Here is a 22,017-nt window from a genome sequence, read left to right as displayed (position 1 = left end):
CTCCTTCCGGAAGGGATCAGGCGGCCTTGCGGTGGCGGCACAGCCGCAACCAGGCGCCGCTCAGGTGGCCCCACAGCGTGTCGTCGCCGTCGTCGGCGCCATCATCGTCGGCGCCATTGTTGCGGGCGGCGGACGACACGGAACAGACCGGCAGGGCCATCCCCTCCGGCAGCGGAATCCACACCACGTTGGACGGGGGCGGCGTGTCGGCGGCGGCACGGGCAGTGGCGGGCAAGGCCATTGCTTTCCCTTTCGGAACAATGGGTTGAAAATCAGCGCCGAGACGGTTGAGCCGGCGGCGGCGTGATTTCACGGGATGATGGAATCGAAACGGGCTGTTTGTCTATTATTTTTATCGAGATAGGTGCGGGAATTTTTCCGTATCGCGTAAAAACCATGTATGATTCGAAAAATTCCACAATTCCGTTGACAGGGAGAAATCTCTATAAAATTATTAGAGATATCGCCGATCGCGGCACCGCTCCGTCTCGAGCGTCTCCACAGCACCGATACTGGGCCGATGGACACGAGGCCGGTGCGAGCCTGAAACGCGCGGCAGAAAAACAACAAACCTCACTTGCGGGAATCCACCATGCGTCACTCCCCCTCGTCCTCGCCCTCCACCCCGCCCGCCCGTTCGCCGAGCAAGGGGCCATCGGCGCGCTGGCTGCTGGCCGGCGCGCTCGGCGTGGCGCTCGGCCTCGCGCTGACCGGGGCGGCCAAGGCCGGGCCGACCATCGACGCCATCAAGGCGCGCGGCGCCGTCAAGGTCGGCGTCGGTTCGCAGCCGGGCTTCTTCGCGCCGGACAGCAACGGCCGCTGGCAGGGCTTCTTCGTCGATTTCGGCCGGGCGCTCGCCATCGCGGTCTTCAACGACCCGGAGAAGGTGCAGTTCGTCTCCTCCTCGCCGCAGCAGCGCCTGCCCTCGCTGCAATCGGGCGAGTTCGACATCCTGCTGTCGGGCGTGACCCAGACCTTCACCCGCGCGACCAAGCTGGGCTTCCATTTCGGCCCGGTGGTCTTCTACGACGGCCAGGGGCTGCTGGTGCCGAAGACGCTGGGCGTCAACAAAGGCAAGGATCTGAACGGCGCCACCGTCTGCGTGCAGACCGGCACCACGGGCGAGCTGAACATCACCGACTTCTTCCGGCAGAACAAGATCAGCTTCAAGCCGGTGGTGATCGAGGAGACGGCCGAGAACCAGAAGGCCTTCGCCAGCGGCCGCTGCGACGTGCTGACCCAGGACGCCTCGGATCTGGCGATCACCCGCACCCAGCTTCCCAAGCCCGACGACTACGTCCTGCTGCCCGAGCGCATCTCCAAGGAGCCGCTGGCCCCGGCGATCCGCTACGGCGACGACCAGTGGCTGGAGATCGTCAACTGGGTGGTCAACGCCACCATCCAGGCCGAGGAGTTCGGCATCACCCAGGCCAACGTCGACAGCTTCCTGACCAGCGGCGACCCGTCGATCCGCCGCTTCCTCGGCGTCGATCCCAGCCTGGGCGAGGCCGCCAAGCTCGATCCCAAGACCTTCTACACGATCATCAAGACGGTCGGGAATTACGGCGAGATCTTCGAGCGCCATGTCGGCCCGAAGACCAAGGTCGGTCTGGAACGCGGCTACAACGCGCCGTGGACGCAGGGCGGCCTGCTCTACGCCCCGCCCTTCCGCTGAGCCGGACGGTGTCGTGACGGAAGGCTGAGTCCGGTGCGAAACGAACACGGATCCACACCCGGCTCCGGATCGGCCAGGACGTTGGCCGGGGCGGCCGCCTCCTGGTGGGGCGGCCGTTCCGGCGTCCAGCTCGCGCTGCTTGGCGTCGTGCTGCTGGCGGCGGTCTGGCTGGGGAGCAACACGGTCGCCAGCCTGGAGCGCTTCGGCATCACGCCGGGCTTCGATTTCCTGCGCCGGCCCGCCGGCTTCGAGATCGGCGAATCGGTGATCGCCTACGCCCCGCAGGACAGCTACGGCCGCGCCCTCCTGGTCGGGCTGCTGAACACGGTGAAAGTGGCGGCGGTCGGCTGCGTCCTCGCCACCCTGCTCGGCGTCGCGCTGGGGGTGGCGCGGCTGTCGGGCAACCCGCTGCTGTCGGTGCTGGCGCAAGGTTACGTCGAGCTGATCCGCAGCACGCCGCTGCTGCTCCAGCTCTTCTTCTGGAGCGCCATCGTCCAGGCGCTGCCCGGCCCGCGCCAGGCGCTCAACCCGCTGCCGGGGGTCTTCCTGTGCAACCGCGGCATCCTGCTTCCGGCCTTCGCCGGGGAGGGGACGGGCGGCCGGGTGCTGGCGGCGCTGGCCCTGGCCCTGCTGCTGGCGATGGCGGGGACCGCGCTGCGACGACGCGCGGATCGGGGTGGCGGCACGTTGTCGGCCGTCGCGGTCGCAGCGGTCGCGCTGGGGGTGCCGGCCGGGCTGCTTCTCGGCTCCGGCCTGCCGCTGGCGGTCGAGTTTCCCGAGCTGGCCGGCTTCAACTTCGCCGGCGGGGCCACCGTGTCGCCGGAATTCTCGGCGCTGCTGGTCGGGCTGGTGGTCAACGCCACCGCGATGATCTCCGAGATCGTGCGCGGCGGCATCCAGGCGGTGCCGTCCGGCCAATGGGAGGCGGCGCGGGCGCTCGGCCTGACGCGCGGGCGGACCATGCGGCTGGTGGTGGTGCCGCAGGCGCTGCGGGTGATCGTGCCGCTGATGACCAGCAGCCACCTCAACCTGATCAAGAATTCGAGCCTCGCCGTGGCGATCGGCTTCCCCGATCTGGTCAGCGTCATCAACACCAGCGCCAACCAGACGGGTCAGGTGCTGGAAACCATGGCGATCATGATGGGCGCCTACTTGGCGGTGAATCTGGCGGTATCGGCCGTGATGAACCTTTACAACCGGCGGCTCGAACGGCGGGGGCGGCGATGACCGATCAAGCCCTCGGCGGGCTGGCGCCGCCGCGCATTACCCCAGAGCCGCGCTGGCGAAGCTTGCGCGACGGGCTGTTCGGCTCAAAGCGGAACGCCGTCATCACGCTGCTGTGCCTCGGGCTGCTCGCCTGGGCGGTGCCGCCGCTGCTGCGCTGGACCCTGCTCGACGCGGTGTGGTCCGGCCCCGCCGACCGCTGCGCCGAGGCGGCCGGCGCCTGCTGGGCCTTCATCGGCGAGAAGCTGCGCTACATCCTGTTCGGCTTCTACGACGCCGACCGGCACTGGCGGCCGGCGGCGGCGCTGGCGATCCTGGCCGGGATGACGGCGCTGAGCGCGACGCCGGCGCTCTGGCGGCGGACGACGCCCTTGCGCTGGGTGGCCGGCTGGAGCGCCGGGCTGGCGGTGGTCGTCCTGCTGCTGGCCGGCGGACCGGACGGTCCGTCGGTGCCCACCGAGCGATGGAGCGGCCTGCCCGTGAATCTGCTGCTGGCGACGGTCGGCATGATCGGCGCCTTCCCTCTGGCGGTCCTCTTGGCGCTGGCCCGGCGCAGCCCGCTGGGCGGGGTGCGGCTGCTGGCGGTCACGTTCATCGAGGTGATGCGCGGCGTGCCGCTGATCGCCGTGCTCTACGTCGCCACCCTGCTGCTGCCGCTGATGCTGCCGTCGGGCTCGGCCATCGACAAGCTGCTGCGGGCGCAGATCGCCATCATCCTGTTCGTCTCGGCCTATCTGGCGGAGATCGTCCGCGCCGGCTTGCAGGCGATTCCGCCGGGCCAGCACGAGGCGGCGCGCGCGCTGGGGCTCGGATACTGGGCGGCGATGCGGCTGGTGATCCTGCCGCAGGCGTTGCGCACGGTGATTCCGGCCATCCTCAACCTCGCCGTCGGCCTGTTCCAGGACACCACGCTGGTCATCGTCATCGGCCTGTTCGATGTGCTGAACACCGCGCGCAACGCGGCGAAGGATCCGGCCTGGCTCGGTTTCTACGACGAGGCCTTCGCCTTCGCCGCCGTGATCTACCTAATCTTCTGCGTGCTGGCCTCGCGCTACAGCCTGTGGCTGGAGGCCCGGCTGCGGCGCGGCGCCTGACCCGCTCCGCCGGTGAGTGAAGACGACGCGTCGGACCGGCGGAACCGCGCCTTCCCCGAACCGTTCCTCCGGGGCATGCAACCGCAGGAGCGTAAGCCTTGAGCGACGCCATCGGATACAACGGAGCGCCGGTGCCCGAACCGCTGCGCCCGATCCTGACACGGATCGACGGGATCGACGCGCACCTCCACGACGCCTGCACCGGCAGGGCCGGTGCGGTGGAGCAGGCCATTGCCACCGCGGGCCGTTACGTCATAAAGCGGCACATCCTGATTCCGGGCTTCGCCGCCACCTGGTGCGTCGGAATGCTCGCCGGAAACGACCGGCTGCGCCGGGCCGGGGGAGTGGGCGTGGTCGGGCTGATGGCGACCGCCGCCGCCAGCCGCTCCATCAAGGCGCGGATCCGCCGCCGCCGTCCCGACGAATGCCACCCGCGCCTGAGGGACGGCTACCGCATCAGCGCGCGCTCCTTCCCCTCCGGTCACGCGGCGAGCGCCTTCGCCGCCGCGACCGCCATCGCCTCGGCCGTGGCCACGCCGGGAGAGGCGGCGCTGGTCTATGGTTGCGCGACGGTCCTTGCAAGCGGACGCGTCATGCGTCACCGCCATTGGGTGTCGGATGTGATGGCCGGCGCCCTGCTCGGCACCGCCGTCACGCTGCTGGCACGAACCCTGTTGCCGGGATTGGCAGGAAACGACACGGACCGCTGAACGAGGAGCGGTCCGCCTCCACCATTCCCCGCCGCCGCTCAGTCCTCGTTCAGCGGCAGCGACACCTGCGCCGCGTCGGCGAGCAGCCGCCGGGCGCGCTTGCCGCGCATCTCGACCGCGTCGGTGGTCTTCAGCGGCACGAACCCATCCGGACGGCCGACATTGCCGACGATCGCCTTGAGCAGGTCGATGTTGGTCTTCTGCACGCGGCGGCCGCGACGCACCTGGTCGAGGAACTTGGCGGACGGCGTCAGCAGATAGTCGATGGCGTCGATGCGCTTGCCGACCTTGGTGTATTCCTTGTCGGCCCGGTCGAGGATGCCCTCGTCGACCAGCGCGTCCACCGCGGCCGTCACCACCCGCAGCGTGTCGCGCAGACGCGACCACTCGTTCATGCCGCTGTTCTTGATGATCTCGTCGGCGCTGATGGCGACCGGCTTGGCGTCGTCCTCGGCGGTGTCGTATTCGATCGACAGCCGGTTGTAGAGCCAGCGCGACACCGGCGACTTCAGCTTCATCAGCCAGGCGTAGGAGACCGGCTTGAACTCCAGGTCGCGGATGGCGGCGGAGACCAGCGGGTTGAACTCCAGATAGGTTTCCTCGACGCCGCCCTCCTCGTCGGTCAGGTCGGGGCGCGAGCGGATCGCCAGCACCGGGAAGGCGGTCGATTCCAGGATGTTCTGGCCCCGGCTCTTCTTTCCCGGCTCCGGCGTCGGGCCGGTGGAGATGATGATGCGCGAGCGCGCCAGGATGGTCAGCGATTCGCGGATGTCCTGGATCGACAGGGTGTGGTTGACCGCCCGCAGTTCCCGTTGGATCTCATAGAGGCTGAAGCGCATCTGCACCTTGTCGCGGTTCTCGCCGGTCAGCGACAGGCGCGAACGGTCCATGGCGAGGCGGCGCACCACCTGCTCGACCACCTGCTCGCGCTCCGACGGGAAGATCTCGACCTCAACCAGATCCGGGGGCGCGCCGGGCGCGCGCTCGCCCCCGCGCGGCGGGCCGTTGCGGTCGATGCGGGCGGGCTGCACGGTCAGGCGATAGTTGCGGCCGCGGAAGGAGAACTCGCGCCGCACCGACTTGATGAAGCTGTCCTTGGTGACGAGTTCGCCCTTGTCCCTGGCCGTCTTGTCCTTGGCGTCGTTGTCGCGCGAGACGAAGACGAAGCGCGGCGCCAGATCGTACAAAGCGATCAGGTGCGACTGCGACCGGTCCTCCAGCTCGAACAGGATGAGCTGGGCCGCGCTGGTCGGGGCCATCTTGGTCATTCGTCGTGTCTCCGCGTGTCGGCGACCACCATGGCGCGGCGGTGCCGACGGCGCAACAGAACCGAAAGATTCACCACCGGCGGGATGGAGCGGCAGCCCGCGATCATGACGCCTTTCCCCGCGATGCTGGAGCTTTTGCCCGCGATCATGGAGCGACAGCCCGCGATGGACGGCCCGCCGCCGCGAATCCGGGACATGACAGCGCCGACTCCGGAGCAACTCCGGAAGGAACCGATGGAATCGCGGGCTGCCGCTCCATGCGCTCTCCCCGGCGGGCGGCGCATTGGCGGGAATCGCGGGCAAAGGCTCCAGCGATCGGCAGTCCCCCTCCCTCCACCGCCACGCCACGGCCATGCTCAGGTCAAAACGGCTGGAATCGCGCGTGATGCCGGACGAACCTCCCCTCATTTCTTGCATCGGATGCCTGTCATCCTGCGCCGCGCCCGCGCTGTTCATGCCGGTCTTCGCCTTGATCTGACTCGCGATTTCGCCGGATTTCGGGAATCGCGGGCAAGCGCTCCATGGCTGGGGCAGCCAATCGCGGGCAAAGGCTCCAATTCCGCGGGGAACCGCGCCAGGATCCCGATTCGGGCGGCAAACGCGGGCAAGAACTCCAGGGTCGCGGGCTGTCGCTCCAAGGTCGCGAGGAAAGACTTCCGGTGTGCGGGCAAAGGCTCCATGGAGCGGTTGCCCGCGATTCGACTTTCCCGCCGCCCGCTCCGAATCCTCCGCACCGACTAGGAGCCCGCGACGGGTGGAGGACAGCAGCAGCATGACCGATCTTTGCAAGCACACAACGGCCGAACGGCCTGCCGGCGAACGCTGGGGCCGGATTCCGGCCTGGTGGCTCGACCACCCCGATCTCGACGCCGACGGGCTGGCCGTGCTGGCGGCGCTCAGCACCTTTGCCGACGAGGCCGGGGTGTGCTGGCCGTCGCAGGCGACGCTGGCCGCCAAGCTGAAGCGCAGCCGCCCCACCGTGAACCGCATCCTGGGCCGGCTGGAGGCTCTGGGCCTCGTCGCCATCGAGCATCGCAGCGCAACCAACGGCGGCCGCCTGAGCTGCCGCTACCGGCTCAGCCTCAGCCCCATCGCGAGCCGGGACTCCATGCCCTGCGGCCGAACTCCCCCTGACTCGGGGACTGACTCCCCCTGTCCAGCGGCGAGTCAGGAACAACCTCATCCAGAACAAATTCCGGACTCGCTCTCCTCAGGCGCGCCGGGTGGGCATCCGCGAGCAAGCCGACGGCCGGACATCGCCGTCGCCCGGACGGTGCCGGCCGACTGGATCCCGGGCGACGCAGACCGGCTCTGGGCGGCGAGCCGCTTTCCCGATGCCGATCTCGATGCCCACGCCGAACTGTTCGTTCGCCGTTGCCAGGCCCACGGCTACCGTTACCACGACGTCGGCGCCGCATGGCGCTCCTGGCTGTTGCAGGACATGCCGAAGACCGCCCCGCGGGCATCCCACACCCGCAAGACGGTTCCATCGGTCTCCGCGCCGGCCCAGCGAGCCGCCGAGGCCGAACAGCGCGTCTCCGCCTGGGCCAGCGTCGCGGCCCAACTGAACGGCAGCCTGGCGCACGCCGTTCCCACCTCTTCGCCCTGCCCCTCCTCGCCCCCTTCCTCGCCCTGGATGTGACATGAGCATTCCGCAACCGAGCCCCCTGCACACGCTGCCAGCCGCCTCGCCGCTGCCCTTCGACCCGGCGATGGCCCCGGCCCAGCGCAGCCGGATGCTGACCGAGGCGCTGCCCGAACCGCTGCGCGCGCTGCTCGCCGGCGGACGGGTCGAGCGGCGCAGCCGCTTCACCGACGACGGCTTCACCGGCATCGCCGAGGAATGGACGCCGCCCGACACCGTCACCCCGCGCCACGCCGCGATGGCCCGCCGCGCCCTGGCGGAGATCGACGGCGACATCCTGGCGCCCGCCCCGGCCAACCATCTGCTGGGCCGCGTGCTGGCCCTGCTCAGCCATTACCCGGCCAAGGCGACGACCCCGGATGTGGAGCGTTTGCTCGCGATGGACTGGGCCGACGATCTCGGCGAGTTTCCCGCCTGGGCCATCGACCACGCCGCGCGCGTCTGGCGCCGCTCGCGCAAATGGCGGCCGAGCATCGCCGAGATCCGCGACCTGTGCGAGGAGGCCTGCGCCGCCGAACGCGCGCTCGCCGACCGTCTGCGCGCCGTCGCGCAGGCCGGGGAGGCCGCCTCCAGCGACCGGCCGGCGCCCGTCCACCGTCTGGTGACCGGGGCGGTCCGCCGGATGCCGCGCTGACGGAACGCTCGGGCGCGTTCCCCTGCGGTCAAAGCTAAGACATGTCTTAGGTTTGAACCGTGGCGCGCGTCTGCTACACATCGGTCGAACGGTTCTTCTGCGAAAAAGGGTGTCGGGAATGACGGACGGCAAGGGCGCGGCGCCGGTCAGACGGTTGCTGGTCAACGGTCCGAAGGGCGGAATCGGCAAGACGACGCTGAGCCGCAACATCGCGGTGGCGGCGGCGCTCGACGGCTGTTCGGTGGCGACGCTCGATCTCGACCCGCAGCGCAGCCTGACCAAATGGTTCGCCAAGCGCCCCGACGGCATGGTGCCGATCACGCATTTCGAGGCGGGCATGACCCCCTCCGACATCCGCGACGCGCTCGCCGGGATCGAGGGCTTCGACCTGCTGGTGATCGACACGCCGCCCTCCATCGAGGACCATCCGGAGGAGTTCAAGCTTCTGGCGCTGTCCTCCGACCTGATCGTCGTGCCGACCGGCCAGTCCGACGACGACCTGGATTCGGTGCGGCCCTGGATGCGCTTCGTCCGCCGCTACGGCAAGAACGCCGCCTTCGTCATGAACCGCGTCAAGCCGCGCACCCGCGGCTTCACCGAGGCGCAGCGCAAGCTGCTCGGCGACGGCCGGATCTGCCCGGTCGAGGTGCCCGACTACGAGGACATCCAGTTCACCGCCGGGCGGGGTCTGGGCTTGCTGGAGCTGAAGGGCGGCAAGGGCGTCGAGCACATGGCCGGCGTCTGGGCCTTCGTCCGTCACGAGCTGGAGCTGATGCAATGAGCGGGTTCAAGCAGGTTTCCAAGGCGCAGGCCCGCCGTCACATGGCGGTGGACGAGCGGATCGAGCGCATGGCGGAAGCCCCGCTGGATCTGATCCGCCGCGAGGAGTTCGTCCACGAGATCGCGACTCTGTGGCGCAGCGCGCAGGAGAGATTCCTGCTGATCGGCCGTTACCTCGTGCAGGCACGCAGCCGGCTGCCCCATGGCGAGTTCCAGGCGATGGTCGAGAACGAGCTGCCCTTCGGCTATCAGGTCGCCTACCAACTCCGCATGGTCGCCGAGGCGGTGGACAGCGGCCGCCTGCCCGGCACCAAGCTGCCGCCGAGCTACGCCACCGTCTACCAGTTGGCGACCCTGACGACGGAGCAGCTCCGGCTGGCCGACCAGCGCAACCTGATCCGCCCCGACGTGACCCGGCCGGAGATCGTCCGTTTCAAGCGCGATCTGCGGCAGGCCGGCGTGATGGCCGCCGCCGGTCTGCCAGAGGCGCCCGGCCGCCGCGAGGCGCTGCTCGCCGAACGCGAGCGCCTGCGCGCCCGTCTGGCCGCGGTCGAGGCGGAACTGGCCGAACAGGCCGGGGACTGAGGGGGGATCGATTGGACGCCGCTCCAGCGCTTGCCATGCTATGCTGCGGTCCGTTCTGAACGCGGGTATGGGCGGTGGGGCGGGCGATGCTGGATCTGAAGTCGCTGGAGACCTTCATCTGGACCATGCGGCTCGGCGGGTTCCGTCGGGCGGCGGAGCGGCTCAACACGACGCAGCCGGCGATCTCCGCCCGCATCGCCCAGCTTCAGGACGAGCTGGGCGTCCTGCTGTTCGAGCGGGTCGGGCGCCGCGTCGCCCCGACCCCGCAGGCGATGGTGCTGCTGACCTACGCCGAGCGGATGATGGCGTTGCGCGCCGAGCTGCTCGACGCCGTCGCCGACCGCCAAGCCATCCGCGGCGTCATCCGGCTGGGCGTCGCCGAGACCGTCGTCCACACCTGGCTCAGCCGGCTGATCGAGCGGCTGAACGCGCTCTATCCCGGCGTCTCGCTGGAGATCGAGGTCGAGACCTCGCCCAGCCTGCGCGAGGCGCTGCTGCGCCATGAGCTCGACGTCGCCGTGATGCTCGGCTCCTACACCGACATCCGCTTCAAGACGGTGCCGGTCGGCAACTACCCGCTGGGCTGGGTCGTCAGCCCGTCGCTCCCCATCCCGGCGGAGCCGGTCTCGCTCCAGGATCTCGCGGCCTGGCCGATCATCACCTTCTCCCGCACCACCCAGCCCTACGGCGTGATCCGCGAGATGTTCTCCTCCATCGGGCTGCCGGTGCGGATGTTCGGCAACAGCTCGCTGGCCAGCGTGGTGCGGATGGCCCTCGATTCCGTGGGCGTCAGCGTCATTCCCACCGCCATCGTCCAGCGCGAGCTGGCCGACGGGCGGCTGCGGCTGGTCCGCTCGCAGTCGCCGCTGCCGAACCTGTCCTTCTCCGCCGCCTACCCGGCCAACCAGGACAACCACATGGCGGCGGTCGTCGCCCGGCTGGCGGTCGAGGTTGCCGCCGAGTACGGCGCTCTGCACGCGCTGACGGACACCGGGCAGGCGGCCGTCGAGCAAGGGGCAGGCGATCTGGCGGCCGATTGATAGAACCCGCTTATCAATCCGGATCAAAAGAAACGATTGGACGGCATCGTTACTGTTCGTGGCATCATTCGTTCAGGGCGCACTCACATCAGCCGCAAAGGCACGCGCCCCCGCCAGCGACGAAGAACGACGGCACTGAACAGAGGAGCATTCACGATGCGGTTTACGGTTGCGAAGGCCATCGGCCGGGGCGCCACCCGCCGGCAGGCGATCACGCGGATGATGGCGACAGCGGCCTTGTTGGCGACCACGGCCTTGGGGGGCCTGACGCTTGGTGTGGGCAGCGCGCGTGCGCAGGAGGAGATCCGCATCGGCGTGATCTACCCGCTGACCGGTGCGGCGGCCTCCACGGGGGTGGAGCTGAAGGCGGCGGCGGAACTGGCCGCCTCCATCGCCAACGGCGAGATCCCGGCCCCGCCCGGCCTGGTCGCCGGCGCCGGCATGCCCCGCATGAAGGGCGCCAAGATCAGGCTGATCTTCGGCGACCATCAGGGCAACCCGCAGGTCGGCGCCACGGAAGCGGAGCGGCTGATCACCAGCGAGAAGGTCGTCGCGCTGACCGGCGCCTACTTCTCCAACGTCACCGCCACCGCCAGCCAGGTCGCCGAACGCTACGGCGTGCCCTTCCTGAACGGCGAATCCTCGTCGGCGACGCTGACCCAGCGCAATTTCAAATGGTTCTTCCGCACGACGCCGCACGACGACCTGTTCGTCACCAACTTCTTCACCTTCCTCGGCGACATGGAGAAGAAGACCGGCAAGGAGCTGCGGACCATCGGCCTGTTCAACGAGAACACGCTGTGGGGCAACGAGACGACCAAGCTCCAGGTCAAGCTGTCGGACGAGCGCAAGTTCAAGATCGCCGAGAAGATCCTCTACCCGGCCAAGACCACCCAGATGACGTCGGAGGTGCAGCGCCTGAAGGCCGCCAACCCGGCGATCATCATGCAAAGCTCCTATCTCGGCGACGCCATCCTGTCGATGAAGACCTACAAGGAGCTGGGCTTCTCGCCGAGCATGCTGCTGGCCAACGACGCCGGCTTCAACGACAGCGAGTTCCTGAAGACGCTCGGCAAGGACGGCGAGTACATCATCAGCCGCGAGGTCTGGGCGCTCGACCAGGCCGAACGCAACCCGCTGATCCGAAGCGTCAACGAACTGATGCTGGCGAAGGCCGGGGTGAACTTCAACGGCAACTCGGCGCGCGCCTTCACCGGCATCGCCGTGCTGGTCGACGCCATCGACCGCGCCGGGGCGACGACGCCCGACGCCATCCGCAAGGCGTTGCAGGAGACCGACATCCCGGCGAGCGGCCTGATCCTGCCCTGGAAGGGCGTGAAGTTCGACGCCAGCGGCCAGAACGAACTGGGGCAGGGGATCATCGTCCAGGTGCAGGACGGCAAGTACGTGACGGTGTGGCCGTTCGACGTGGCGACCAAGGACATCGTCTACCCGATGCCCGCCTGGGACAAGCGCTGAGGCGCCGAGCCTTTTCCAAGTGGGGGTTCACTCCCTCTCCCGTCCTGGGAGAGGGAAGGGGCCCGCGGAAAGCGGGAAGGGTGAGGGGCGACCGGCGGCATGGATCAAGCCGCACGCCCGACAGCCCCTCACCCTCCCCACCGCTTTCGCGGCGGATCCCCTCCCTCTCCCGGGACGGGAGAGGGCGTGTCCTGAGCCCTCCGGCCCACCTTGTCTTATGGGGGCGCGGCAATGACCGCCGACATACTTCTCCAAGTGCTCGTCTCGGGCCTGCTGATCGGGCTGATCTACGCCCTGGTCGCCGTCGGCCTGACGCTGATCTTCGGCGTGATGGACATCGTCAACTTCGCCCATGGCGAATTCCTGATGCTCGGCATGTACGCCAGCTTCTGGGCCTTCGCGCTGTTCGCCATCGACCCCATCGTGGCGCTGCCCTTCACCGCGCTGCTGCTCTTCGCGGTCGGCGTCATCGTCTACCAGACGGTGATCCGCCGCATCCTGAAGGCGCCGATGCTGTCGCAAATCTTCGCCACCTTCGGGCTGATGATCCTGCTGCGCGGGCTGGCGCAATTCTTCTGGAAGCCCGATCATCGGCTGATTCCGCACACGCTGGTCAGCGGCAACGTGGTCCTCGGCCCGGTCCAGTTCGGCCTGCCGCAGGTCGTGGCGGCGCTCGGCGCGGTCGGCGTCACCGGGGCGCTGTGGTTCTTCCTGCACCGCACCCGGCTCGGCACCGCGCTGGAGGCGACCGCCATCGACCGCGAGGCCGCCACCCTGATGGGCATCGACGGGCAGAAGATGTTCGCGCTGGCCTGGGGCATCGGCGCGGCCTGCGCCGGCATCGCCGGCGGGCTGATCGCCACCTTCTTCCCGATCTTTCCGGAGGTCGGGGCCAACTTCATCCTGATCGCCTTCGTCGTCGTCGTGCTCGGCGGCTTCGGCAGCGTCACCGGCGCCTTCCTGGCCGGCATCATCGTCGGCCTGATCGAGGTGATGGGCGGCTTCCTGATCGGTCCGGAATACAAGACCGCGCTGGTGCTGTCGCTGCTGCTGGTCGTGCTGCTGGTGCGCCCGAAGGGCCTGTTGGGGAAAGCGTGATGACGAACGGACACGTCACTGATTGGCGCAAGGCGGCGGGGGCGGTCGCCCTCCTCGCCGGCGCCGCCCTGCTGCCGCTGCTGATCAGCGACCCGGCGCGGCTGAACTTCCTGGTCCTCATCCTGATGGCCGCCCAGATGGGCGTCGCCTGGAACATCGTCGGCGGCTACGCGGGGCAGGTCTCGCTCGGGCACGCGGTGTTCTTCGGCATCGGCGCCTACACCTCGACCATGCTGGCGATCGGGCTCGGGCTGACGCCCTGGCTCGGCTGGCTGGCGGGCGGCGCCGTGGCGGTGCTGTTCGCGCTGGCCATGGGCTGGCCCTGCTTCCGCCTGAAGGGCCATTATTTCGCGATGGCGACCATCGCGGTGGCCGAGATCGTCCAGATCCTCGTCACCAACAGCGAGTTCCTGGAGGGCGCCGTCGGCCTCTCCCTGCCGATGGACCGCAGCGGGCTCGGCGCCATGGTCTTCCTGTCCAAGCTGCCCTACTACTACATCATCCTCGGGCTGCTGGTGGTGACGGTGCTGGTCGCCTGGGCCATCGAGCGCAGCCACATCGGCTATTATTTCCGCGCCATCAAGGACGAGCCGGAGGCGGCCCGCGCGCTGGGCGTCAGCCTGACCCGCTACAAGCTGATCGCGCTCAGCGTCTCGGCCTTCCTGACGGCGATGGGCGGCAGCTTCTACGCCCAGAAGGAGATGTTCATCGATCCGGGCTCCGTCCTGGCGACCTCGATCTCGATCAAGATCGCGCTGGTCGCCATCCTCGGCGGGGTGGGGACGCTGCTCGGCCCCGTGCTCGGCGCGGCGATCCTCATCACCATCGAGGAGTACAGCCGCACCCTGTTCGGCAGCACCGGATCCGGCACCGACATGATCATCTACGCCGCGATGATCGTCCTGGTCGCCGTCTTCAGCCCGTCGGGCGTGCTCGGCCTGCTGTCCGATCTGCGCCGCCATCTGGGCCGCTACCTTCCCGGGGGCGGCGCCAAGCCGAAAAAGGCGTCGAAGAGCGCGGAGATCCGGCCATGAATGCTCCCCATCTGCTGGCCGTCGACGGGCTCGGCAAATCCTTCGACGGGCTCGTCGCCAACCGCGACATCAGCTTCGTCATCCACGCCGCCGAGATCGTCGGGCTGATCGGCCCCAACGGGGCGGGCAAGACGACGCTGTTCAACTGCCTCGCCGGCTTCCACACCCCCACCACCGGCCGCATCGCCTTCGAGGGCCGCGACATCACCGGCACCACGCCGGAGGCCGCCGCCGCGCTCGGCATCGCCCGCACCTTCCAGATCGTCCGCGTCTTCCAATCGATGACGGCGCTGGAGAACGTGATGGTCGGCGCCATGCTGCGCAGCAAGCGGGTGCCCGAGGCGCGGCGCAAGGCGGAAGCCGAGCTGGCCTTCGTCGGCCTGACCCACCGGGCGGACAGCCCGGCGTCGGATCTCACCGTTTCGGAGCAGAAGCGGCTGGAGGTCGCCCGCGCGCTCGCCACCGAGCCGAAGCTGATCCTGCTCGACGAGGTGATGGCGGGTCTGAACCCGACCGAGGTGCGCGAGGCCTCGCAGCTCGTCCACCGCATCCACCGGCGCGGCATCGCCAGCATCATCGTCGAGCATGTGATGGAGGGCATCATGCCGATCGCCCACCGCATGCTGGTGCTGGACTACGGCGCCAAGATCGCCGACGGCACCCCGGCGGAGATCGCCGAAAACCCGGCCGTGATCGCCGCCTATCTGGGGGAGTGAGCGCGATGCTCGAGGTCCGCAACATCCAGTCCAGCTACCGCCGCGTCCCCGCCATCCGCGACGTCAGCCTGACGCTGAACAAGGGCGAGGTCGTCGCCATCGTCGGCGGCAACGGCAACGGCAAATCGACCACGCTGCGCGCCATCGCCGGGCTGAACGCGCTCGACGGCGGCTCCATCACGCTGAAGGGTCGGAATCTGGCGAGCGTCCCGGCGCACGACCGGGTCCGCCAGGGACTCGTGCTGGTGCCGGAGGGGCGCCGCCTGTTCCCGCGCCTGACGGTGGAGCAGAACCTGATGCTGGGCGGCTTCACCACGACCGACGCCCACAAGCGGCAGGAGACGCTGCAATTCGCCTACGACACCTTCACGGTGCTGGGCGAGCGGCGGCGCCAGCAGGCCGGCACGCTGTCGGGCGGCGAGCAGCAGATGCTCGCCATGTGCCGGGGCCTGATGAGCCAGCCCGACCTGCTGATGCTCGACGAGCCCTCCTGGGGTGTGGCGCCCAAGCTGGTGACCCGCATCTTCGAGACCATCCAGACGATCCGCGCGCGCGGCATCACCATCCTGCTGGTCGAGCAGAACATCCACCGCGCGCTGGAGATCGCCGACCGCGGCTACGTCATCCAGACCGGCCGCGTGGTGATGGAGGGCACCGGCCACGACCTGCTCGGCAACGACGAGATCCGGCAGGCGTATCTCGGCATGTAACTCCAAGTCGTTTCTTCTTCCCCTTCTCCCCCCTGGGGAGAAGGCCGGGATGAGGGGGGCGGCGCAGCCGAAACCGTCCGGCAAGCGCAACCCCCTCACCCCAACCCTCTCCCCGGGGGGGAGAGGGGGCTATCACCCCAATCCCCGGACACGCATGATGACCAACATCACCCCCCTCTCCGCCGCCGACGAGCGCCAGCGCATCCGCTCCGGCGCCCACGCCGGCCCGACCGCCGGGCTCGCGCCCGGCCATGTCCAAGCCAACCTCGCCATCCTGCCGGCCGACTGGGCGGGCGACTTCCTGCGCTTCTGCCAGGCGAACCCGAAGGCCTGCCCGGTGCTGGCGGTGTCGGAGCCCGGCGACCCGGCGCTGCCGACTCTCGGCCGGGACATCGACATCCGCACCGACGTGCCGCGCTACCGCGTCTACCGCGACGGCGTGCTGACGGAGGAACCCACCGACATCACCGCCCTGTGGCGCGGCGATTTCGTCAGCTTCCTGATCGGCTGCTCCTTCTCCTTCGAGGAGGCGCTGCTGGCCGACGGCGTGCCGGTGCGCCACATCGCGCTCGACCGCAACGTGCCGATGTACGAGACGAACATCGCTTGCGTCCCGGCCGGCCGCTTCTCCGGCGGCATGGTGGTGTCGATGCGGCCGATGGTTCCGCGCGACGCGATCCGCGCCATCCAGATCACCTCGCGCTTCCCGTCGGTCCACGGCGCCCCGGTCCATTTCGGCGACCCGGCCGCCATCGGCATCCGCGACATCGCCGCCCCCGAGCACGGGCAGGCGGTGCCGATCGAGCCCGGCGAGGTCCCGGTCTTCTGGGCCTGCGGGGTGACGCCACAGGTCGCGATCCGCAACGCCCGCCCGCCCATCGCCATCACCCACAGCCCCGGCGCCATGCTGATCACCGACCTGCTGAACACCCAGCTCTCGGTGCTGTGAGCCCGTCCGGACCGCAGGAGGAGCCATGAGCGAACACCCTCCGTCATTGCCAGTCCTCTCCCCCCGCCTGCTGCCGGCGGGCGACGGCGCGCTGGTGGTCGAGCTGGGCGAGGGCATCGCCCCCGCCCTCAACGCCGCCGTCCACCGGCTCGACCGCCGCATCGCCGACGCCGGCCTGCCCGGCGTGGTCGAGACGGTGCCGACCTACCGCTCGGTGCTGGTCGTGTTCGACCCGGCGGCGACGGATCCCGACAGCCTCGGCCGCGCCCTGCTGGGGCTGGCCGGGGGATTGTCGGAGGCGGCGACCGGACCGCAGCGGCGCTGGATCGTCCCGGTCTGCTTCGGCGGCGTCCATGGCGAGGATCTCGACGAGGTCGCCCGCCGTGCCGGCTTGACCACGGCCGAGGTGGTCGCCCTGCACTGCGCCGCCGACTACCGGGTCTACATGCTGGGCTTCTCCCCCGGCTTCGCCTATCTCGGCGGGTTGCCGGAGAGCCTGCACCAGCCCCGCCGCGAGAATCCCCGCATGATGACGCCGGCCGGCAGCGTCATCCAGGGCGGCGCCCAGGCGGCCATCTCCCCCACCGCCATGCCGAGCGGCTGGCATCTGCTGGGACGCACGCCCGTGAGGATCTTCGACCTGCGCCGCGACCAGCCTTTCCTGCTGGCGCCCGGCGACCGCGTCCGCTTCGCCGCCGTGCCGGCCGCCGAGTATGACCGGCTGGCCGCCCGCGACGGTCTGCTGCCTGACCGCGAGACGGTCACGGACGATGCCCCCACCGACCGAGGAGCGGCGGCATGACCGGCAGCCATTTGCGCGTCGCCGCCGCCGGTCCAAGCTCGACCGTGCAGGACCGCGGACGGATCGGCTACCAGCGCTACGGTGTGTCGGTGGCGGGGGCGGCCGACCCGCTGCTGCACGCCGCCGCCAACGCGCTGGTCGGCAACCCGGCCGGCGAGGGCGCCGTCGAGTTCACCCTGGCCGGCGACAGCCTGACGGTCGAGGGCGGCCCGGTCCGCCTCGCCGTTGCCGGCGCCGCCGCCCTCACGGTCGACGACGAGCCGGTTCCGGCCTGGACCAGCCTGCGGCTGCGCGATGGCCAGACCCTGCGGATCGGGGCACTGCGCGAGGGCGTGCGCGGCTATTGGGCGGTCGAGGGCGGCTTCGCCCTGGCCCCCGTGCTGGGCAGCGTCGCCACCCACGCCCGCACCGCACTCGGCGGGCTGACCGGCGGGGCGCTGAGGGCCGGCGACCGGCTGCCGCTATGCCTCGATACCGCAACCGACCGGGGGGAGCTGACGCTGGACCCGTCACTGCTGCCGGCGCGGGGGGATGAGCTGCGCGTCGTGCTCGGCCCGCAGGACGACGCCTTTACGCCGGCGGGCATCGCCGCCTTCCTGGAGGAGAGCTTCACCGTCAGCCACGAGGCCGACCGCATGGGCTACCGGTTGAACGGGCCGGCCATCGAGCACGCGCGCGGATTCAACATCACCTCGGACGGAATTCCGCTGGGGGCGGTGCAGGTGCCGGGCACCGGCCGGCCCATCGTGCTGCTGGCCGATCGCCAGACCACCGGCGGCTATCCGAAGATCGCCTGCGTGATCGGCCCGGACGTGGCGGCCCTGGCCCAGAAGCGGCCGGGTGAGTCCGTTTGGTTCCGGAGGATCGCCCCGGCCGACGCCCGGACGCTGCACGCCCGCCACCGTGCCCTTCTGGCCAGCCTGCCCTCCCTGCTGCGCCCGGCCGGCGGTTTCGCCCTGACCGACAGCGCGCGCATGTTGGGTTTCAACCTGATTGGCGGCATGGTGACGGGCTGGGAGTGAGCGGACGAGGACTGGAACGCAACGAGGAAAGGACCATCGCATGACGGCCATCGATCTGAACTGCGACATGGGGGAGGGGTTCGGCGCCTGGGCGATGGGCGACGACCGGGCGATGCTCGACATCGTCACCTCGGCCAACATCGCCTGCGGCTTCCATGCCGGCGACCCGTCGATCATGGCGGAAACCGCCGGGCTGGCGCGGGAAAAGGGGGTGCGCATCGGTGCGCATCCCGGCTTCGACGACCGCGCCGGCTTCGGCCGCCGCACCATCCGGGGCGACGGCCCGGCGGCGATCGAGCGGATGGTCGCCTACCAGATCGGCGCGCTCCAGGGCTGCGCGGCGCTCGCCGGGCACCGCGTCACCCATGTGAAGCCGCACGGCGCGCTCTACAACATGGCGGCGGTCGAGGCGGATCTGGCGGCGGCCATCGCCCGCGCGGTCAAGGCGGTGGATCCGTCCCTGCTGTTCGTCGTCCCGCCGCTCAGCGAAATGGACAGGGCCGGCGAGGCGTTGGGGCTGCGCGTGCTGCGCGAGGCCTTCGCCGACCGCACCTATGAGGACGACGGCACGCTGACACCGCGCTCGGTCTCCGGATCGGTCATCCACGACCCAGATCTGGCGGCGGAGCGGGTGGTGCGCATGGTGCTGGATGGGGCGGTGACCAGCCGGCACGGCACCCGGCTGCCGATCGCCGCCGACACCATCTGCGTCCACGGCGACACGCCATCCGCCGTCGCCATGGCCGGTGCCGTTCGCCGCGCGCTGGAAGCGGCCGGCGTCGCCGTCCGCCCGCCGGCACCGTGACGGCCGTCGGCGATGGTACGGCGGACCTTCCCGGCCGCCACGCGCCGCCTCCTGGATGAGAAGCCGGATGGGCGTGTCGGGCATGCCCGGCAGGCGCGGGGAGTCGACGGCACTGGCGGTGCGGCCTGTCATCGGGTAGAGACGGCGCCGCTGCCACGGACGGACGCGCCATGATCCTGATTCCCGTCGAGTATGCCTGCCCGGCGCAGGCCTTCCGCCGCTGGAGCGGCGCGCCTTGGGCGATGCTGCTCGACAGCGCCGCCCGGCATCCGGAGCATGGGCGTTTCAGCTACCTCGTCGCCGACCCGGTCCGCACGGTTGAAGCCGTGGACGGCCGTCTGCTCCTGGACGGCGCGCCGGCCGCCGGCTGCCCCTTCGACGCGCTGACCGCCCTGTTGGCGCAGGCACCATCGATGGCGCGGCCGGATGCCGGTCCGGTGCCCTTCACCGGCGGGGCGGTGGGCTTTCTCGGCTACGAAGCGGGGCGCTTCCTGGAGCGGCTGCCGGCCCGTCACGGCAACCCGGGAGGCCAGCCGGATCTTGCCTTCGGCCTCTACGACGTGGTCGCCGCCTTCGACCACGCCGAGCAGCGGGCCTGGGTGATCGCCGCGACGCCGCAGGCCGAGCCCCGCGCCCGCGCCATGGCCGCCCGCTTCGCCGACCCTGTCCCGCCGCCCGGACGGATCGTCCCGGCGTCCTGGCGCGGCGAACTGACCCGTGACGAATACCGCGCGAAGATCGAGCGAGTGCTGGCCTACATCCGGGCCGGCGACATCTATCAGGCGAACTTCACCCAGCGCTTCCTGGCCGACCGTCCGGCCGGCTTCGATCCTTACGCCCTGTTCGAGCGGCTGCGCGGTCTCAGCCCGGCGCCTTTCGCCGCCTTCCTCAACCTTGGTCCCCGCCTCGCCCTGGCCAGCGCCTCGCCGGAGCGCTTCCTGCGGCTGGAGCCCGACGGCCGGATCGAGACCCGTCCGATCAAGGGCACCCGTCCGCGTCGTGCCGACCCGGCCGCCGATGCGGCGGAGGCGGCGGCCCTGTGTGCCAGCGTCAAGGACCGGGCGGAGAATCTGATGATCACCGACCTGCTGCGCAACGACCTGGGCCGGGTGGCTCGGGTCGGCAGCGTGCGGGTGCCTGTGCTCTACGGGCTGGAGAGCTTCGCCTCGGTCCACCACCTTGTCTCGGTCGTGACGGCGGCGCTGCGTACCGGGTTGGGGCCGGTCGACCTGCTGCGAGCGACCTTCCCCGGCGGCTCGATCACCGGGGCGCCGAAGATCCGCGCCATGGAGATCATCGACGAGCTGGAGGTCGCCCGGCGCGGAGCCTATTGCGGGGCGATCGCCTGGATCGGTTTCGATGGCGCGATGGACAGCAGCATCGTCATCCGCACCCTGTCGGTGACGCCGGATCAGGTGATCGCCCAGGCCGGTGGCGGCATCGTCGCCGATTCGGATCCACTGGCCGAGCACGGCGAGATGATGGTGAAGCTGCGCCCTCTGTTGCGCAGCTTGGAGGAGTTTTTCTGGATGGAACCATAAAGTGATACGAGAGCACCCATAACCTGCACTCTGAGATGATGTGGTGGACGGCCCTTATCACCGGGAAACGGTGTCAAGCTGAGGTTGTTGAAGAAACCACCTTACAGGAGGGGCTGGTGACCACGCTTGTGACGATCGGTCTGGATCTGGCGAAGACTGTCTTCCAGGTTCATGGTATCACCGCCGAGGGAAAGGTTCTGGTTCGCCGGCAACTGCGTCGTGGCGAGGTGCTGAAGTTCTTCCAGGGCGTTCCGTCGTGCTTGGTCGGAATCGAGGCTTGCGGCACGGCGCACTATTGGGCCCGGGAGATTGCGGCCTTGGGGCATACGGTGAAGTTGATGCCGCCCGCCTACGTCAAACCTTATGTGAAGCGCGGCAAGACCGATGCGGCGGATGCCGAGGCAATCTGCGAAGCGGTGACGCGACCGACGATGCGGTTCGTCGCCATCAAGACGACCGACCAGCAGGCGGCTTTGATGCTGCACAAGACCCGCGATTTGCTGGTTCGACAACGGACAATGCTGGTCAACGGGTTGCGGGGGCACCTTGCCGAATTCGGTATCATCGCGGCGAAAGGGCTTGGCGGCGTGAAAACGATCATCGAAGCCCTGCATGAGGCACAGGATCAGTTGCCGGAACTGGCGCAGCTGGCGCTGCACGGGATCGTCGAGCAACTTCGCCATCTCGGCACCGAGATCGAACGGTTGGAAGCGCGCATCCTGGCTTGGCATCGGGCCAGCGATGTCAGCCGACGCTTGGCGACCATTCCCGGCATCGGCCCGATCACCGCCAGTGCGATTGCGGCTGCCGTGCCGGACGGAACCCTGTTCCGATCCGGCCGTCAGTTCGCCGCGTGGCTTGGTCTGACGCCGAAGGCGCACAGCAGCGGCGGCAAGGAGCGGCAGGTTGGCATCAGCAAGCAGGGCGACGGTTACCTCCGGCGCCTGCTCGTCGTCGGCGCCACAGCGGTCATGCGTCTGGCCCGCAAAGACAACGCCAGCCGAAGCTGGGCGACGAAGCTGTCGGAGCGCAAGCCGGCGAAGCTGGCCACCGTGGCCTTGGCCAACAAAACCGCTCGCATCGCCTGGGCGGTGATGACACGAGGAAAAACCTACGAGGCGCCGTCCGCCGCGTAGTCGCTGTTCACCCGGCGAAGCGAGAGATTGCTCGGCGGGTGGATGTGCCAGGGTGATGAGACGTGATGAC

The 22,017-nt window shown here is 69.6% G+C and carries 23 protein-coding genes; 20 read left to right on the top strand and 3 right to left on the bottom strand.

The features are described 5' to 3' along the window. Positions 1-16 precede the first annotated feature (16 nt). Complete coding sequence (locus JN22_RS31080) at positions 17-235, bottom strand: hypothetical protein (RefSeq protein ID WP_143268928.1); 219 nt, start codon at positions 233-235, stop codon at positions 17-19. A 357-nt stretch (positions 236-592) separates the two neighbouring features. Between JN22_RS31080 and JN22_RS31075 the strand changes: the two genes are divergently transcribed. From JN22_RS31075 to JN22_RS31060, 4 genes are all read left to right on the top strand, one after another. Further along, a complete protein-coding gene (locus tag JN22_RS31075; protein WP_085557773.1) occupies positions 593-1,675 on the top strand; it encodes an amino acid ABC transporter substrate-binding protein in 1,083 nt (360 codons plus the stop codon). A 33-nt stretch (positions 1,676-1,708) separates the two neighbouring features. After that, positions 1,709-2,902: an amino acid ABC transporter permease gene (locus JN22_RS31070; protein ID WP_143268922.1), complete on the top strand. Its 1,194-nt coding sequence runs from the start codon at positions 1,709-1,711 to the stop codon at positions 2,900-2,902. After that, on the top strand, positions 2,899-3,993 hold the full coding sequence (locus JN22_RS31065; RefSeq protein WP_085557772.1) for an amino acid ABC transporter permease: 1,095 nt from the start codon (positions 2,899-2,901) through the stop codon (positions 3,991-3,993). The genes JN22_RS31070 and JN22_RS31065 overlap by 4 nt, the downstream gene beginning before the upstream one ends. Before the next feature lie 98 nt (positions 3,994-4,091). Next, positions 4,092-4,703, top strand: a complete 612-nt coding sequence (locus tag JN22_RS31060) for a phosphatase PAP2 family protein (RefSeq protein ID WP_085557771.1) — start codon at positions 4,092-4,094, stop codon at positions 4,701-4,703. Positions 4,704-4,741: 38 nt separating this feature from the next. On the opposite strand, the gene JN22_RS31055 is transcribed toward JN22_RS31060, so the two are convergent. Together JN22_RS31055 and JN22_RS31050 are read right to left on the bottom strand one after the other, a co-directional pair. Continuing rightward, a complete protein-coding gene (locus JN22_RS31055) occupies positions 4,742-5,971 on the bottom strand; it encodes a plasmid replication protein (RefSeq protein WP_085557770.1) in 1,230 nt (409 codons plus the stop codon). After that, positions 5,968-6,168 carry a hypothetical protein gene (locus tag JN22_RS31050; protein ID WP_143268920.1) on the bottom strand — a complete coding sequence of 67 codons (201 nt, stop codon included), beginning with the start codon at positions 6,166-6,168 and terminating at the stop codon, positions 5,968-5,970. Before JN22_RS31050 ends, JN22_RS31055 begins: the two co-directional genes overlap by 4 nt. Before the next feature lie 575 nt (positions 6,169-6,743). On the opposite strand from JN22_RS31050, the gene JN22_RS31045 reads away from it, so the two are divergent. The 16 genes from JN22_RS31045 (at position 6,744) to JN22_RS30970 (ending at position 21,947) form a co-directional block, all read left to right on the top strand. Next, positions 6,744-7,613, top strand: coding sequence for a helix-turn-helix domain-containing protein (locus tag JN22_RS31045; RefSeq protein ID WP_085557769.1), 870 nt, complete (start codon positions 6,744-6,746; stop codon positions 7,611-7,613). A gap of 1 nt (position 7,614) precedes the next feature. After that, positions 7,615-8,250: a hypothetical protein gene (locus JN22_RS31040; RefSeq protein ID WP_085557768.1), complete on the top strand. Its 636-nt coding sequence runs from the start codon at positions 7,615-7,617 to the stop codon at positions 8,248-8,250. Positions 8,251-8,368: 118 nt separating this feature from the next. Beyond that, complete coding sequence (locus JN22_RS31035) at positions 8,369-9,031, top strand: ParA family protein (RefSeq protein ID WP_085557767.1); 663 nt, start codon at positions 8,369-8,371, stop codon at positions 9,029-9,031. Beyond that, positions 9,028-9,615, top strand: a complete 588-nt coding sequence (locus JN22_RS31030) for a hypothetical protein (protein ID WP_085557766.1) — start codon at positions 9,028-9,030, stop codon at positions 9,613-9,615. Before JN22_RS31035 ends, JN22_RS31030 begins: the two co-directional genes overlap by 4 nt. Positions 9,616-9,701: 86 nt before the next feature. Next, positions 9,702-10,655, top strand: a complete 954-nt coding sequence (locus tag JN22_RS31025; RefSeq protein WP_085557765.1) for a LysR family transcriptional regulator — start codon at positions 9,702-9,704, stop codon at positions 10,653-10,655. Between the two features lie 156 nt (positions 10,656-10,811). Then, the gene (locus tag JN22_RS31020) at positions 10,812-12,134 is read left to right on the top strand and encodes an ABC transporter substrate-binding protein (protein ID WP_211099721.1); all 1,323 of its coding nucleotides are present in this window, start codon (positions 10,812-10,814) and stop codon (positions 12,132-12,134) included. A gap of 231 nt (positions 12,135-12,365) precedes the next feature. Continuing rightward, entirely contained in the window at positions 12,366-13,232 is an 867-nt protein-coding gene (locus JN22_RS31015; RefSeq protein WP_085557764.1) for a branched-chain amino acid ABC transporter permease, read from the top strand. Further along, on the top strand, positions 13,232-14,266 hold the full coding sequence (locus JN22_RS31010) for a branched-chain amino acid ABC transporter permease (RefSeq protein WP_085557763.1): 1,035 nt from the start codon (positions 13,232-13,234) through the stop codon (positions 14,264-14,266). The genes JN22_RS31015 and JN22_RS31010 overlap by 1 nt, the downstream gene beginning before the upstream one ends. Continuing rightward, complete coding sequence (locus tag JN22_RS31005; protein ID WP_085557762.1) at positions 14,263-14,982, top strand: ABC transporter ATP-binding protein; 720 nt, start codon at positions 14,263-14,265, stop codon at positions 14,980-14,982. Before JN22_RS31010 ends, JN22_RS31005 begins: the two co-directional genes overlap by 4 nt. 5 nt (positions 14,983-14,987) lie before the next feature. Further along, on the top strand, positions 14,988-15,692 hold the full coding sequence (locus JN22_RS31000) for an ABC transporter ATP-binding protein (RefSeq protein WP_211099720.1): 705 nt from the start codon (positions 14,988-14,990) through the stop codon (positions 15,690-15,692). Between the two features lie 154 nt (positions 15,693-15,846). Beyond that, the gene (locus tag JN22_RS30995) at positions 15,847-16,641 is read left to right on the top strand and encodes a putative hydro-lyase (protein WP_211099719.1); all 795 of its coding nucleotides are present in this window, start codon (positions 15,847-15,849) and stop codon (positions 16,639-16,641) included. Positions 16,642-16,666: 25 nt separating this feature from the next. Continuing rightward, complete coding sequence (pxpB, locus tag JN22_RS30990; protein WP_085557760.1) at positions 16,667-17,443, top strand: 5-oxoprolinase subunit PxpB; 777 nt, start codon at positions 16,667-16,669, stop codon at positions 17,441-17,443. Then, positions 17,440-18,465 carry a 5-oxoprolinase subunit C family protein gene (locus tag JN22_RS30985; RefSeq protein WP_085557759.1) on the top strand — a complete coding sequence of 342 codons (1,026 nt, stop codon included), beginning with the start codon at positions 17,440-17,442 and terminating at the stop codon, positions 18,463-18,465. The genes pxpB and JN22_RS30985 overlap by 4 nt, the downstream gene beginning before the upstream one ends. 40 nt (positions 18,466-18,505) lie before the next feature. Beyond that, the gene (locus JN22_RS30980; RefSeq protein WP_085557758.1) at positions 18,506-19,270 is read left to right on the top strand and encodes a LamB/YcsF family protein; all 765 of its coding nucleotides are present in this window, start codon (positions 18,506-18,508) and stop codon (positions 19,268-19,270) included. 170 nt (positions 19,271-19,440) lie between these two features. Continuing rightward, positions 19,441-20,811: an aminodeoxychorismate synthase component I gene (pabB, locus tag JN22_RS30975; protein ID WP_085557757.1), complete on the top strand. Its 1,371-nt coding sequence runs from the start codon at positions 19,441-19,443 to the stop codon at positions 20,809-20,811. Positions 20,812-20,927: 116 nt separating this feature from the next. Continuing rightward, positions 20,928-21,947 (top strand): IS110 family RNA-guided transposase, encoded by a 1,020-nt coding sequence (locus JN22_RS30970; protein ID WP_143268918.1) that lies wholly within the window; start codon positions 20,928-20,930, stop codon positions 21,945-21,947. Positions 21,948-22,017: the final 70 nt, after the last annotated feature.

Source organism: Azospirillum agricola, from assembly GCF_020005195.1.
GTDB lineage: Bacteria > Pseudomonadota > Alphaproteobacteria > Azospirillales > Azospirillaceae > Azospirillum > Azospirillum agricola.
Note: the sequence above shows the minus strand (reverse complement) of the source record. Positions and strands in the feature narration are given on the sequence as shown.